The organism is Saccharopolyspora sp. NPDC047091 (assembly GCF_040643635.1).
Taxonomy (GTDB): Bacteria; Actinomycetota; Actinomycetes; order Mycobacteriales; family Pseudonocardiaceae; genus Saccharopolyspora_C.
Window position 1 is genome coordinate 16,396 of sequence record NZ_JBEYUS010000044.1, and the last position, 12,306, is coordinate 28,701.

The 12,306-nt window shown below is 72.8% G+C and carries 12 protein-coding genes; 5 read left to right on the forward strand and 7 right to left on the reverse strand.

The annotated features are described in order from the left end of the window. The first annotated feature begins 77 nt into the window (after positions 1-77). Complete coding sequence (locus ABZ805_RS18985; protein ID WP_358441743.1) at positions 78-809, forward strand: lysophospholipid acyltransferase family protein; 732 nt, start codon at positions 78-80, stop codon at positions 807-809. A gap of 4 nt (positions 810-813) precedes the next feature. Here the strand turns inward: ABZ805_RS18985 and ABZ805_RS18990 are convergent, their stop codons facing one another. After that, positions 814-1,482, reverse strand: a complete 669-nt coding sequence (locus tag ABZ805_RS18990; protein ID WP_358441746.1) for a hypothetical protein — start codon at positions 1,480-1,482, stop codon at positions 814-816. 98 nt (positions 1,483-1,580) lie between these two features. On the opposite strand from ABZ805_RS18990, the gene ABZ805_RS18995 reads away from it, so the two are divergent. Next, a complete protein-coding gene (locus ABZ805_RS18995; protein WP_358441748.1) occupies positions 1,581-2,150 on the forward strand; it encodes a DUF4232 domain-containing protein in 570 nt (189 codons plus the stop codon). Between the two features lie 400 nt (positions 2,151-2,550). Here the strand turns inward: ABZ805_RS18995 and ABZ805_RS19000 are convergent, their stop codons facing one another. After that, positions 2,551-3,840 (reverse strand): cellulase family glycosylhydrolase, encoded by a 1,290-nt coding sequence (locus tag ABZ805_RS19000; protein ID WP_358441751.1) that lies wholly within the window; start codon positions 3,838-3,840, stop codon positions 2,551-2,553. A 173-nt stretch (positions 3,841-4,013) separates the two neighbouring features. On the opposite strand from ABZ805_RS19000, the gene ABZ805_RS19005 reads away from it, so the two are divergent. Together ABZ805_RS19005 and ABZ805_RS19010 are read left to right on the forward strand one after the other, a co-directional pair. After that, the gene (locus tag ABZ805_RS19005; RefSeq protein ID WP_358441754.1) at positions 4,014-4,736 is read left to right on the forward strand and encodes an FCD domain-containing protein; all 723 of its coding nucleotides are present in this window, start codon (positions 4,014-4,016) and stop codon (positions 4,734-4,736) included. A 302-nt stretch (positions 4,737-5,038) separates the two neighbouring features. Continuing rightward, positions 5,039-6,196 carry an MFS transporter gene (locus ABZ805_RS19010; protein WP_358441757.1) on the forward strand — a complete coding sequence of 386 codons (1,158 nt, stop codon included), beginning with the start codon at positions 5,039-5,041 and terminating at the stop codon, positions 6,194-6,196. 99 nt (positions 6,197-6,295) lie between these two features. On the opposite strand, the gene ABZ805_RS19015 is transcribed toward ABZ805_RS19010, so the two are convergent. Then, a complete protein-coding gene (locus tag ABZ805_RS19015; protein WP_358441760.1) occupies positions 6,296-6,670 on the reverse strand; it encodes an MmcQ/YjbR family DNA-binding protein in 375 nt (124 codons plus the stop codon). A gap of 207 nt (positions 6,671-6,877) precedes the next feature. Here ABZ805_RS19015 and ABZ805_RS19020 point away from each other — a divergent pair, with 207 nt between their 5' ends. Then, a complete protein-coding gene (locus ABZ805_RS19020) occupies positions 6,878-8,059 on the forward strand; it encodes a family 43 glycosylhydrolase (protein ID WP_358441763.1) in 1,182 nt (393 codons plus the stop codon). A 10-nt stretch (positions 8,060-8,069) separates the two neighbouring features. On the opposite strand, the gene ABZ805_RS19025 is transcribed toward ABZ805_RS19020, so the two are convergent. The 4 genes from ABZ805_RS19025 to ABZ805_RS19040 all read right to left on the reverse strand — a co-directional run bounded on the left by ABZ805_RS19025 (position 8,070) and on the right by ABZ805_RS19040 (position 11,400). Further along, positions 8,070-8,804, reverse strand: a complete 735-nt coding sequence (locus ABZ805_RS19025) for an SDR family oxidoreductase (protein ID WP_358441766.1) — start codon at positions 8,802-8,804, stop codon at positions 8,070-8,072. Next, positions 8,801-9,535 carry an SDR family oxidoreductase gene (locus ABZ805_RS19030; protein WP_358441769.1) on the reverse strand — a complete coding sequence of 245 codons (735 nt, stop codon included), beginning with the start codon at positions 9,533-9,535 and terminating at the stop codon, positions 8,801-8,803. The genes ABZ805_RS19025 and ABZ805_RS19030 overlap by 4 nt, the downstream gene beginning before the upstream one ends. Positions 9,536-9,717: 182 nt before the next feature. Further along, on the reverse strand, positions 9,718-10,821 hold the full coding sequence (locus ABZ805_RS19035) for a mandelate racemase/muconate lactonizing enzyme family protein (protein ID WP_358441771.1): 1,104 nt from the start codon (positions 10,819-10,821) through the stop codon (positions 9,718-9,720). Positions 10,822-10,848: 27 nt separating this feature from the next. Beyond that, entirely contained in the window at positions 10,849-11,400 is a 552-nt protein-coding gene (locus tag ABZ805_RS19040) for a TetR/AcrR family transcriptional regulator (RefSeq protein WP_358441774.1), read from the reverse strand. Between the last annotated feature and the right edge of the window lie 906 nt (positions 11,401-12,306).

Consider the following 12,306-nt stretch of genomic DNA (forward strand, 5'->3'; position numbering starts at 1 on the left):
ACCGCGCCCCCGCCCCCGGATGTGACGGCGGCCGCACGCGGGCGCGCCCCGAACCTACGCGTGCGTAGCCTGACGCGATGGCCGAGATCGTGTACCCGCCGGTGGTGCTGGCGGCGAAGACCATGTTCCGCGTGCTGGACAACCGCCTGCGCGTGACGGGAACCGAGCACATCCCGCGCACCGGTGGTGCGGTGATCGCCTGCAACCACGTCAGCTACCTGGACTTCATCTTCTGCGGTCTGGGCGCGCAGCCTTCCTCGCGGCTGGTGCGGTTCATGGCCAAGAAGGAGATCTTCGACCACCGGATCGCCGGTCCGCTGATGCGCGGCATGCACCACATCCCGGTGGACCGGTCCGCGGGCCGGGCCTCCTACGACGAGGCGGTCGCGCGGCTGCGCGCCGGCGAGGTCGTGGGCGTGTTCCCGGAGGCGACCATCAGCCGCTCGTTCACGGTGAAGCCGATCAAGTCCGGCGCGGTGCGGATGGCCGCCGACGCGGGCGTGCCGGTCGTGCCGATGGCGCTGTGGGGCACCCAGCGGCTGTGGACGAAGAGCAGGCCGCGCACGCTCACCAAGCGGCACGTCCCGATCCACATCCACGCGGGCGAACCGTTCCACCCGGGCTCGGACGACGACCCCGACGTGCTGAGCGAGGCGCTGCGCGCCCGCATGTCCACGATCCTCGACGACCTCCAGGCGGGCTATCCGGCCCGGCCCGAGGGCGAGGACGACCGCTGGTGGCTCCCGGCGCACCTCGGCGGCACCGCCCCCACCCCGGAGGAAGCGGCCGCGCTCGACGACGACCGGTGACGCGTCAGCGCAGGTCGACGTCGCCGAGCCGGTCGAGGACGTCGGCGCGCAGGTCGTCCAGCGGGCGTTCGCCGGACAGCCGCAGGACGGGCTGGTGCAGCCCGGCCAGCCAGGCCTCGTCCGCGCTGCGACGGCCGGGCACGTCCGTGTCGTCGTACTCGCCCGCCCAGGACAGGAAGTCGTGGTGCGCGGCCTCCAGGCCGCCGCCCGCGTCGACGGCGGCGCCGTAGCGGACGACGTCGCGCCGCCGCAGCCGTTCGAGGCGGACGTCGGTGCGGGCGGTGAGGAACACGACGGCGTCCGCTTCGGCGATCACCTCGTCGCCCCACCCCCGCAGCGTGCCCGACAGGACCCACGAGGGCCGGGGCACGAACATCGATCGCATCAGCGCGACGCGGGCCGCCACCGGACGCTTGTCGGTGTACGGCGGCGAAGTGGGCAGCCACAGGTAGTCGTCGACGTCCGCGTGCGGCACCGCCCAGGCGACGGCCAGCGCACGCCCCAGGGTCGTGCTGCCGACACCGGTCGCCCCCGTCACCAGCACTCGTCGTCCCGGCATCCGCTCGCCCTCCGCTCCCCGACCGGGGCTCTCCGGTCGGCGCACCACGGTAGCCGGGCCGAGATCGGCGGCGCGGCCCGCGCCCGCGACGACGGCGCACGGCTCGTCGATCACCCGGGCTCGTCGATCACCCGGGGCAACCCGGTGCACCCCCGGACGTCCTACCAGCAGCGGGCGGGAGCACCGGGCTCCCGCGAGGAGAGGAGCACGACATGCTGCGGACCACCCTGGGGGCGCTGGCGCTGGCGGGCACGGCGCTGACGATGACGGCGTGCGGAGCCGGAGCTCAAGCGGGCCAGTCGGCGCTGGGCGCCCAGTCCGCCGCCGGGAGCGATGCCGTGCGCACCGCGTCGATCGACACCCCGCGTTGCGGCACCGGTGATCTGGACGCCAGGTTCGGCGGGGTCCTCGACGACGGCTCCGGGCAGCTGCGCATCCAGCTGGAGTACACGAACACCTCCGACCACGAGTGCGTCCTGCGCGGTGCGCCGGGCGTCGACCTCGTCGGGCCGGACGACCCGGTGCACGGGCCCACCTATTCGGTGCCGCGGGTGGACGACGGGGATCCCGGGTACCTGCTGACGGCAGGCGAGCGGGGCATCGCGGAGCTGACGGTGCTCCCGGACCACAGCCCCGAGGCGTGGCGGCCGACCGAGCTGGTCACCATTCCGCCGGGCCAGGAGGACCCGCTGCGGATCCCGTGGTCGCACGACTTCGGCGTGGTGCGCCAGGACGGCGCCACCCACCCGGGCACCTACGTGCACGAGTTCAAGCCGTTCTGATCGGGCGAGCGGGCCGGTGCCGCCAGTAGCGACCCGGCCCGTTCCCCTCCCGCGAGGGGACTCGCGCAGTCCATTGCGGACGAAGGAACGGCCGAGCGATCCACTGCGGACTGATGACCCGGCCGGCCCAGCGCGGGGCGGCGCAAAGCCCACCCGGACCACCGGCACCTACCCGACGGGTTCCCGGACCTGCGCCCCGGATCCTGGTCTCGTCAGCGGCGCAGCCGCTGAGCAGCGGCCACCCGAGCACCCGGCACCGCAGCGGGTTCTCAGCTGGTTCCTCGCGAGGACAGCGATTTCTCCTGTGGCGGAGCCACCGGTGAAATCGATCCCGCCGCGAGGGACCGGCTGAGGTTCCGCCACCGGCGCCCCCGAGCAACAGGAGCGGAAACACGAGACCTCAGCCGTCGGTCAGGTGGTGCCAGGCTTCTGCTCTCCAGTCCCCGTCGTCGACGGAGATCCGGTTCCCGTCCTGGTCCCACTGCACCAGTCCCCACCCGTCGGATTCGCCGCCCTCCTGCCAGCCGACCAGCGGCCAGTAGGCGAAGTTCGCGTGCTCGTCCACCATGAAGTCGGTGAAGTTCGCGAACCACTCGCGCGCCTTGGCGTCCTGCTCGCCGCGGCCGATGCCGAACTCGCTGATCCACAGCGGTGCGGTGTAGGGCTTGCCGTCCTCGGTGACGAAGAACGCCTGCCTGCGCAGCACGTCGTAGAGCTCCTCGCGCGACATGTCCTGGTAGCGCGGGTCGTGCGTCTCGCCGGTGCCGGTGGCGCCGCTGTGGTTCGGGCCGGTGTAGCCGTAGAAGTGCGCCGAGTAGACGAGCTTGCCGGGCTTCGCCAGCTCGTGCGACAGCTCGCGCACCGGTTCCAGCGTGGGCCGCTCGTGCGGCAGGCCGTCGACGGGCAGCCCGGTCCAGTTGATGCCTTCGATGATGATGAGCAGGTTCGGATTGGCCTCGTCGAGGATGCGGTCCCCGGCGCGCTGCGAGGCGGCGAACCAGTCGTGCTCGTCGCCGAGGCCCCAGTTCGGGTCGTCGAAGACGTCGCGGCGCACCTCGTTGTAGAGGTCGGCGCCGACCACCCGCTCGTTGTCCGCGTAGCGCGCGGCCATGAACGCCCAGTCGTCCTCCCACTCCTGGTCGCTCTGGCTGCTGTTCCAGCGCTCGTTGCCGTCGACGCCGCAGCACCAGCGGGAGGTGTTGGTGTGGTTGTTGAGGATCACGGCGAGCCCGCCGTCGGTGAGCGCCTGCACGGCCGCGTCGTAGATCTCCAGCCGCGTCTTGCCGCGCAGCTCCGGGTTCGCGGCGACCGCGTCGTCGGGCACGGTGGCCGCGTCGTCGATCATGTCGTTGGAGAACGGCAGCCGGATGCTGTTGATGCCGAGTTCGTGGAAGCTGCCGACGATGTCGTCCATCGACGCCCGGTCCAGGCCGAGCGGGATGCCGTGCGAGTCCTCGCCGTCGTGGTGGTTGGCGGGATCGCCGATGTCCCCGCTGCCGTTCCAGGTTCCGCTGGCGCCGTGCCAGTTCCCGGACTTCAGCTGGAAGTCGTTGCCATCCGCGTCGACGATGCGGCTGCCCTCGGTGTGCAGCGGCCCCGTCCAGGAGGCGTCGTCCCGTTCGGACGCGGCTGAGGTGGCGGGTGCCAGCAGCGACGCTGCCAGCACGGCGATGAGCACTCTGGTGATCACGCGAGCATCTCCACTGGTCGACTCCCCGAAAGTCGGTCGATCCGAAGATCGACGGCGGCCGACTCATCCTCGCAGCGATCACCGCGCCCGGATGATCTGGGAAATCCACGGTTTTCCCGTTCGCGGTGGCGCCGCGGACGAGCCGGCCGGGGCAGATGTCATACAGTTGCGGCATGTCCTTCCGCCCCGCCTCGCGCCAGGTCCCGATGTCGGTGCAGATCGGTGACCAGGTGCGGAAGCGGATCACGTCGGGCGAGTGGCCGGTCGGCACGCGGCTGCCGGGCGAGCACGACCTGGTGGCGGCGTTCGGCGCCAGCCGCGCCACGGTGCGCGAGGCGCTGCGCGGCCTGGTGCACGCCGGGCTGCTCGAAGCGCGCCCCGGGGACGGCACCTACGTGCGGTCCGCCAGCGAGCTCGACGCGGCGCTGCGGCGGCAGATCTCGCCGCGCACCGTCGATTCCGTGTTCGAGGTCCGCGAGGCGCTGGAGATCTACGCCGCGCGGATGGCCGCGGCCCGCGCCACCGACGACGAGATCGGGGAGCTGGCGGGACTGCTCGCCGCCCGGGACGAGGCGACCGACCTGAAGACCCGGCTGGAGCGCGACATCCGGTTCCACGACGCCCTGGTGGCCGCATCGGGCAACCCGCTGCTGCTGGATGTGTACCGCGGGTTGGACCGGGCTTCGACGTACTCCCCCGGCGAGCTGTCCGAGCGCGCGCGCCGCCGGTTCCTCGTCGGCGAGTGGGAGGACGAGGACGAGCACCACGCGCTGATGACCGCGCTGCAGCAGCGGAATCCGGACGCCGCGGCCGAGGCGGCGACCCGTCTGCTGCAGCACGCACGGGAGGCCTTCGTGCGCGCGGAGAACGACGCGGACACCGCGCATCCCGGGTGACGCACGTCAACTTGGCACCCCGGTGCAGATGTCATACATTTGCCGGTGACCGTCGCTCGGCCATCCGAGCGGGGAACACCGCTGGACGCCGGGCGCTCCCGCCCGTGCCGACCGGCCGGACGTGCAGGCCCGCGCGACCGCGCGAGGACCACCGATCCGGTCCCACTCGCGACGATCACGCGCACCGCTCGCGCACGCACCGAGATCCACGCTCCACGAAAGCTGCCGACGTGAACCCCACCAGCACGGCCGAACACGCATCGAACACCACCGGATCGCACCGTCCACTGAGGACCGGACTGGTGCTGGTGGGCATCCTGCTGACCGGGGCGAACCTGCGCGCCGGCCTCACCGTCGTCGGCCCGCTCGTCGGGGACGTCCGCGCCGACCTGGGCCTGTCGTCCGCGGTGGCGTCCGCGCTGGTGAGCCTGCCGCTGCTGTGCTTCGCGCTGTTCTCCCCCATCGCCCCGCCGCTGGCGGCCCGGCTCGGCCTCGAACGCACCCTCGGTGGCGCGCTGGCGGTCCTGGCCGTCGGCATCGTCGTCCGCTCCGCACCGTGGCTCCCCGCGCTGTGGATCGGCACGCTCGCCCTCGGCTTCGCCATCGCGCTCATCAACGTGCTGCTGCCCGCGCTGATCAAGCGCGACTTCCCGCAGGACGGCGGGCGGGTCACCGGGGCCTACTCGGCGACGCAGTCCGCGTTCGCGGCGCTCGCGTCCGGCGTCGCCGTGCCGCTCGCCGGGGTCTCGGACTCCGGTTGGCGCGTCTCGTTCGGGATCTGGGCGGGCCTCGCGCTGATCGGCTTCGCCGTGTTCAGCCCGCAGCTGCGCCGCGCCACCCGGCCCCGGCACGACGTCGCCGCGGCCGTCGACCCGCACCCCGAGCAGTACCGCTCGCCGTGGAAGTCCGGACTCGCCTGGATGATCACCGTGTCGATGGGCACCCAGAGCGCGCTGTACTACTGCATCATCACCTGGTGGCCGGAGATCGAGGCCGCGCACGGCACCGCACCCGCGACCGCGGGCCTGCACCTGAGCGTCCTGCAGTTCTTCGGCATCGCGGGGAACCTCGCCACCGCGGCCATCATCCACCGGTGGGCCCGCGACCAGCGCGGCCTGATCGCCGGACTCGTGCTGATCAACGTCGTCGGCCTCGGCGGCATGGTGCTCGTCCCGGCGCTGGCGCTGGTCTGGAGCATCCTGCTCGGCCTCAGCGGCGGCGGCATGATCGTGTTCTCCCTGTCGGTGTTCGGCCTCCGCACCCGCCACCACGGGCAGGCCGCGGCGCTGTCCGGCATGGCGCAGTCCTTCGGCTACCTGCTGGCGGCGTTCGGCCCCACCGCGCTCGGCACCGTGCACGACCTCAGCGGCAGCTGGACCGCACCGCTGCTGGTCCTCCTCGGCCTCCAGGCCGTGCAGCTGATCACCGCCTGGGCCGCAGCGAGCCCCCGCCACCTCTGATCACCGGAACGACCGGCCGACCGGGCCGTCCACCCGGTGCGAACCCGGATCGGCGATGCGCGCGGTCCGGCGCAGGACGCGGCAGGGCGCGCCAACCGCTCACCCCTGGCGGAGCTTCAGCCAGTCGAGTTCTTGCTGCTCCCGCTTGGGCAGGCCCGCGACGACGAGGTCGTAGGAGTCCTCGATCATGTCGCGGACGTGGTGGTCCGGGACGGTGGCGTTGACGACGACCGTGTTCCAGTGGCGCTTGTTCAGGTGGTAGCCGGGCAGCACGGCGTCCGGATGGCTGGTGCGCAGGTACACCGCCAGGTCCGGTTCGCACTTGAGGCTCACCCGCAGCGGGTCGGCGTCGAGGCGGCTGATCGCGAAGAGCTTCCCGGCGACCTTGAACACGCTGTTGCTCTCGTCGAACGGGAACTCCTCCCGCGCACCGGGCATCGCCAGGCACGCGGACTTCAGCTCGTGGGGCGTCACGACCTCCACCGTAGGCGCGAGCACCGACAGCGCGACCCGTCCGCCCGGCCGCGGCTCACCGGAGCACGGTTCCCGCGGCCCGCCGGGTGCCCCGGCCTCGACCCGCCACCGCACCGGTAGGAGCAGCGCGGGGCGCACCCGCCGGAACCACTTGCGCCGCGGCGGTAACGTCGATCTCGGGGAGTGCCACCGAGCGCGGGAGGATCGATGTCCGAGCAGGTCCGGGAACATCCGCCGAACTGGCCGGAGCCGCAGCACTACGGGACCGCGGACGTGCGGGAGGACCTGTGGCCGCGGGACGACAACTCCCGGGTGCTGGACCTGGAGCTGCGCCCCCGGGACGAGGAGCTCGGGCGGGTGTGGATCCGGGACACCTACGTCAACCACTTCGTCGTCGACGGGCGTTCGATCTACGTCGCCACCGGCACCACGCGGGCTCCGGAGCTCACCGGTGCGGGACCGTGGAACGACGGGATCTTCGCGTGGACCGCGGAATCGCTGGACGGGCCGTGGGAACTCGTCGACACCACGGGAATCCGGCCGGACGCGGAGCGCGGCAAGCTGTGGTCGCCGGAGTTCGCCGCCGAGAACGCGCCGGGCCGCACCGTCGTCGCCCCGTGGCAGGAGTACCACGGCGGGGAGGACCGGCGCGGCGACGTGTGGGCTCCGGAACTGCACTTCTTCCGCGGGACCTGGTACGTCGTCGCGTGCATGGGCGACCACTCGCGCAAGGTCGGCTCGTTCCTGCTCAAGAGCGAAGGCGGCCTCGCCGGTCCGTACCGGGTGGCCGAGGGGAACCTGGTGAAGCCGTTCGGCGACCTGGTGGGCGACGCACCGGACGGCGTCGATCCTTCGGTGTACCACCACATCGACGGCGGCCTGCACACCGAAGGCGACCGGGCGTGGCTGGTGCTGCACAACCACCTGTACTCGGAGTTCCGGGACGACATGGAGGACCTCGTGCACACCACGGACCTCCCGCGGTTCCGGCAGCGGCCCTACGATCCGGAGCCGTACCTCGAAGGCGCCTACGTGCACCGGCACGAAGGCAAGTACTACCTGGTGCACGCCGCCTGGAACCGGGACGCGGGCGACGGGCGCCACGCCTACGACTCCGGCGGCGACCGGTACCAGTACGACGCGATCATCGCGGTCGCGGACTCCTTCGCGGGCCCGTACTCGAAGCGCTGGACCGCCGGTGTCGGCGCCGGGCACAACAACCTGTTCACCGATGCCGACGGGCGGCTGTGGGCGACGTTCTTCCGCAACCCGGCCGCGGGCTACTGGGCCGACGAGTCCCGGGTCGGCGACGCCGCGGTGGCCGGTGTGGTGCGGATGGAGTGGACCGGGCCGGACGGCGAACGGATCTACGCGCGCCGCCGGGGGTGACCGGGCCGGGTCACGGCAGGCTCAGCTTCGCCATCCGCCCACCGTCCACCGCGTACACGTTGCCGGTGATGAAACCGGCTTCGTCCGCGGCGAGGAACGCGACGAGCGCGGCGACCTCGGTCGGATCGCCGGTGCGGCCGACCGGGTGGATGCGCCCGATGTTCCGGCGGAACGCTGCGGGATCCGCGGTGGCCGCGATGAATTCCAGGTTGAGGTCGGTGTCGATCCAGCCCGGCGCGACCGCGTTGCACCGGATGCCCTCCGGGCCGTGGTCGACGGCGACGGCGCGGGTCAGCCCGTGCAGCCCGGCCTTCGTCGCGCAGTAAGCGGCGTGCCCGGGGTTCGCGCCGAGGCCCTCGATGGAGCCGACGTTGACGATGTTCCCGCGCGTCGCCCGCAAGTGCGGCAGCGCTGCGCGGATCAGCAGGAACGGGGCCGTCAGGTTCACGGTGAGGGTGCGCTGCCAGTCGTCGAGCGACATCGCCTCCACCGCCGCTTCCTGCATCATCCCCGCGTTGTTCACCAGGAAGTCCAGCCGCCCGGCGCGGTCCACGACGTCGCCGACGATCCGGGCCGGGGCGTCGGGGTCGGCGAGGTCCGAGGGGATCGCGTGGAACTCGTCGTCCGCGCCGCGTTGCGCGGTGAACACGGTGGCGCCCTCGTCGCGCAGGCGCCGGGCGATCGCCCGGCCGATGCCCGCGCGCCCGCCCGTGACCAGTGCGACCTTGCCGTCGAAGCGCTTCATGCGACCGCCTTCCCGCCGTTGATCTCCACCAGTGCGCCGCACATGTAGCGGGCCTCCTCCGAAGCCAGGAACAGGGCCACGTCCACGATGTCGGCCGGTTCCGCGATGCGCCCGAGCGGCACCGTCCGCCCCAGCTCGGCCACCGCCGTGTCCGGGTCGAAACCGCGCTTCGCGAAGCCGCTGCGCAGCATCGGGGTGTTGACCTCGTTCGGGCAGACCGCGTTCACCCGGATTCCCTGCTCCGCGTGGTCCATGCCCATGCACTGGGTGAGCGAGGCGATCGCCGCCTTCGTCATGCAGTACAGCGCGTGGTTCCGCCCCGGCGCCTTCCCGCCCCAGCAGGACGAGACGTTGACGATCGCGCCGCCGCCACCGGCCGCCAGCAGGGGGATCGCGGACCGGCAGATGCGGAACGGGGCCTCCACGTTCACCCCGACCGACAGCGCCCAGTCGGCGTCGGAGGTCTCCGTGACCGGGCCGCGGCTGATCACGCCCGCGTTGTTCACCAGCACGTCCAGCCCGCCCAGCGCTTCCCGTGCGGCGGGCGCGAGTCCGTCCGCGTAGGCCGGGTCCAGCAGATCACCGGGCAGGTGCGCCTCCGCCTCGATCCCGCGCACGTCCCGGTCCGCCACCGCGACCCGCGCGCCTTCCGCGCGCAACCGCTCCACCAGCACGGCGCCGATGCCACCGGCCGCACCGGTCACGAGCGCCTTCCGTCCGGAGAACCTCATGTCCCACTCCTAGTGATTCGCCGCCTCAGCGGCGGACCTCGTCCTCGTTCCGATCAGCGGCGGAACCGCTGAGCACATCACCACGACACCGGCGCCGCCGCGGACCGCTTCCGCGCGAGGGCGGCGATTTCTCCGGTGGAGCCCGTGGAATCGACCCACCCCGGGCTACCGGAGCGGGCGGTTCAGAAGCTCGCGACCGGGTCGCCGAACAGGTCCCGGTCCGGCGTGACGCCGAGCCCGGGTCCCTCCGGCAGCGCGATGTGCCCGCCCTCGATGCGGATGCCGCCCGCGGGGTCGTAGTGCCCCTCGATGTAGGGGGCCCCGATCCACGCGCCCTCGTTCAGGTCCGGCCGGATGGTGGCGCCCAGCTGCACGCAGGCGGCGGCGATCACGTCACCGCCCCACGCGTCGTCGCTGGTGTGCGGCAGGTGCCGCGCCGCGCACAGGTCGCGGAACGCGCGCATCGGCGCGAGCCCGCCGATGCGGGTCACCTTCATGCCGAAACCGTCCACCAGCCCGGTCCCGGCCGCGGAGATCACCGCGTTCAGGCTGACGCCGGACTCGTCCAGGTAGATCGGGTGCTGCACCTGCGGCCGGATGCGCGCGACCTCGTCGACCGTGTCGCAGGGTTGTTCCAGCACGAGGGGGATGTCGGCGCACTCGCGGCTGAGCCGCAGCACGTCGCGCGTGTTCCAGCCGCGGTTGCCGTCCGCGGCCAGGCGCACGCCCGAACCGCGGACGACCTCCCAGACCTTGCGCACCGCCTCGATGTCGACGTCGACGGGACGGCCACCGAGCTTCACCTGCAACCGCGGATAGCCTTCGGCGACCCGTTCCGCCGCGATCCGCGCGACCTCGTCCGGTTCGCCCACGCCCGCCGAGTAGTAGGTGGGCACCCGCTGCACCGCTCCGCCGCCGAGGAGTTCGGCGACGCGCACGCCGAGCCGCTTCCCGATCAGGTCGTGCGCGGCGATGTCGATCGCCGCCTTCGCGTAGTGGTGCCCGTTGAGCAGCCCGTCCATCGTGCGGTGCAGCGCCACCGGCCACGGTTCCGCGCCGATCAGCCCGGGCGCCAGCTGGATCAGCGCGGCGCGGGCGCCACCGGCGTGCGCTTCGGCGTAGGTCGGCCCGACCGGGCAGGTCTCGCCCCACCCCTCGGTGCCGTCTTCGGCGACGAGACGCACCAGCGTGGTCTCCAGCGACCACACGGTGCCGCTGGCCATGACCCGCGGCGGGTTCCGCACCGGCAGGTCGTGGGTGTAGACGTGCACTTCGCGAATCTTCACGCGGGACTCCGATCCGGTTCGGCGGTGCTAGCGGACGTCCTCGGCCGCCAGCGCGGCCCGGGCGGCGCGCAGCGCGGCGGCGCAGGCGCGTTCCCGACCTTGCAACCGGGCGGACTGCGTCATGCCCTCGTGCAGCAGGAACAGGGTTTCGGCCAGGTGGGCGGTGTCGTGGTCCGGTGCGATGTGCTCCAGGCGGATCCGGAACTCGTCGGCGAGCTTCTCCTTGTGCTCCCGGACGGCCGCGGCGATCGGCGCGCTGTCCGGGTGTTCGGCGAGCGCGTTCATGAACAGGCATCCGGTGTTCGCGACCTCGGCGAGCCAGTCGCCGAGCCGGACCAGCAGGTGCAGCACGTGGTCGACGCCGGTGTCCGGTCCGCCGTCGAGCCAGTCGAAGTACACCCGGTCCCGGTGCTCCAGCGCGCCGACGATCATCGCCTCGCGGCTGGGGAAGTACTTGTAGAGGGTCCGGAGCGAGACGTCGGCCTCCGCGCGCAGGGCTTCCACCCCCTGCTCGGCGAAGCCGTTCTCGGCGAAGCTGCGCTCCAGCTCGCCCGCGATCCGCTGCCTGGTACCGGTCATGCGCCGATGGTAGAAGGATCGCTCTACCGATGTAAAGCGATCGTTCTACCCGATGTCGGAGCCGCGATTCCCCGGCGCCGAAACCGGGTGGTCCCCCGTTCGAGGTGGACGCGTTCCGCCGCACGCAGCGCACCCGCCCGCGGCGCTCCGACGAGGCCGGGCCGCCGGAGGAGGTGTCGCGCACCCGCCGGATCCGAGTGCGCCTTCTCGCCCCGCGCGGTGGTGTGCGAACGCCTCGCGCCGACCGGGCCGACCGACCCGTTCGACGCCGAGTTCCGCATCGGCGAACGGATCGCGGTCCGCGGCGGCGACGGCTCCGGCACATCGCACCTCCTGCGGGCGCCTGCCCGCGGCGTTCGGACGGGAAGCGGTCGCCCCGGTCGAGCACCCCGGTGGCGCGCGGCTCGGCGCCAGCGCGGCGCCGGGATGCTCGCCCAGACCCGCGAGCACCCCGAGTTCCGCGGCCGGACGCTGCGGGAAGCACCGCGAACGGGAGATCCCGCGCGGCGGCGGAACTCCGGCGATCGCACCCGGCCGAACGGAGCTCGGCGATCTGGGTGAGATCGGGGAGATCCTGGTGCTGACGGGGGAATCGCGCGCACCGACCGGTGCACCCCGCCGCTGCCCCGAACAGTCGACCCCGCTCGGCGGAACCTCTGCACAGGCCGCGGCGAAGTGCGTATCGTTCCGGTTCCGGGGGCGCTGCCGGTGGCGCTCCGCGGCGCGAGGGAGGCGGAGTGCGATGCCCGGTCCGCGAGTTCCCGCCGACCCGGACGTGCGCCCGCCGCCCCGCTCGACCGCCGACGTGCTCGCCCGCGTCCGCGACGGACTCCCCTGACACCACCGAGTTCGCGCGCCCCTCGAACCCGACGGCCCGCAGCGGCCGGTGCCGGTCCAGACGTCCAG

What these genes read in the sequence shown, in the direction of transcription:
- ABZ805_RS19005 (WP_358441754.1), top strand. Translation starts at nt 4,014, where the DNA reads ATGTCCTTCCGCCCCGCCTCGCGCCAGGTCCCGATGTCGGTGCAGATC.
- ABZ805_RS19025 (WP_358441766.1), bottom strand. Translation starts at nt 8,804, where the DNA reads ATGAAGCGCTTCGACGGCAAGGTCGCACTGGTCACGGGCGGGCGCGCG.
- ABZ805_RS18985 (WP_358441743.1), top strand. Translation starts at nt 78, where the DNA reads ATGGCCGAGATCGTGTACCCGCCGGTGGTGCTGGCGGCGAAGACCATG.
- ABZ805_RS19020 (WP_358441763.1), top strand. Translation starts at nt 6,878, where the DNA reads ATGTCCGAGCAGGTCCGGGAACATCCGCCGAACTGGCCGGAGCCGCAG.
- ABZ805_RS18995 (WP_358441748.1), top strand. Translation starts at nt 1,581, where the DNA reads ATGCTGCGGACCACCCTGGGGGCGCTGGCGCTGGCGGGCACGGCGCTG.
- ABZ805_RS19040 (WP_358441774.1), bottom strand. Translation starts at nt 11,400, where the DNA reads ATGACCGGTACCAGGCAGCGGATCGCGGGCGAGCTGGAGCGCAGCTTC.
- ABZ805_RS19030 (WP_358441769.1), bottom strand. Translation starts at nt 9,535, where the DNA reads ATGAGGTTCTCCGGACGGAAGGCGCTCGTGACCGGTGCGGCCGGTGGC.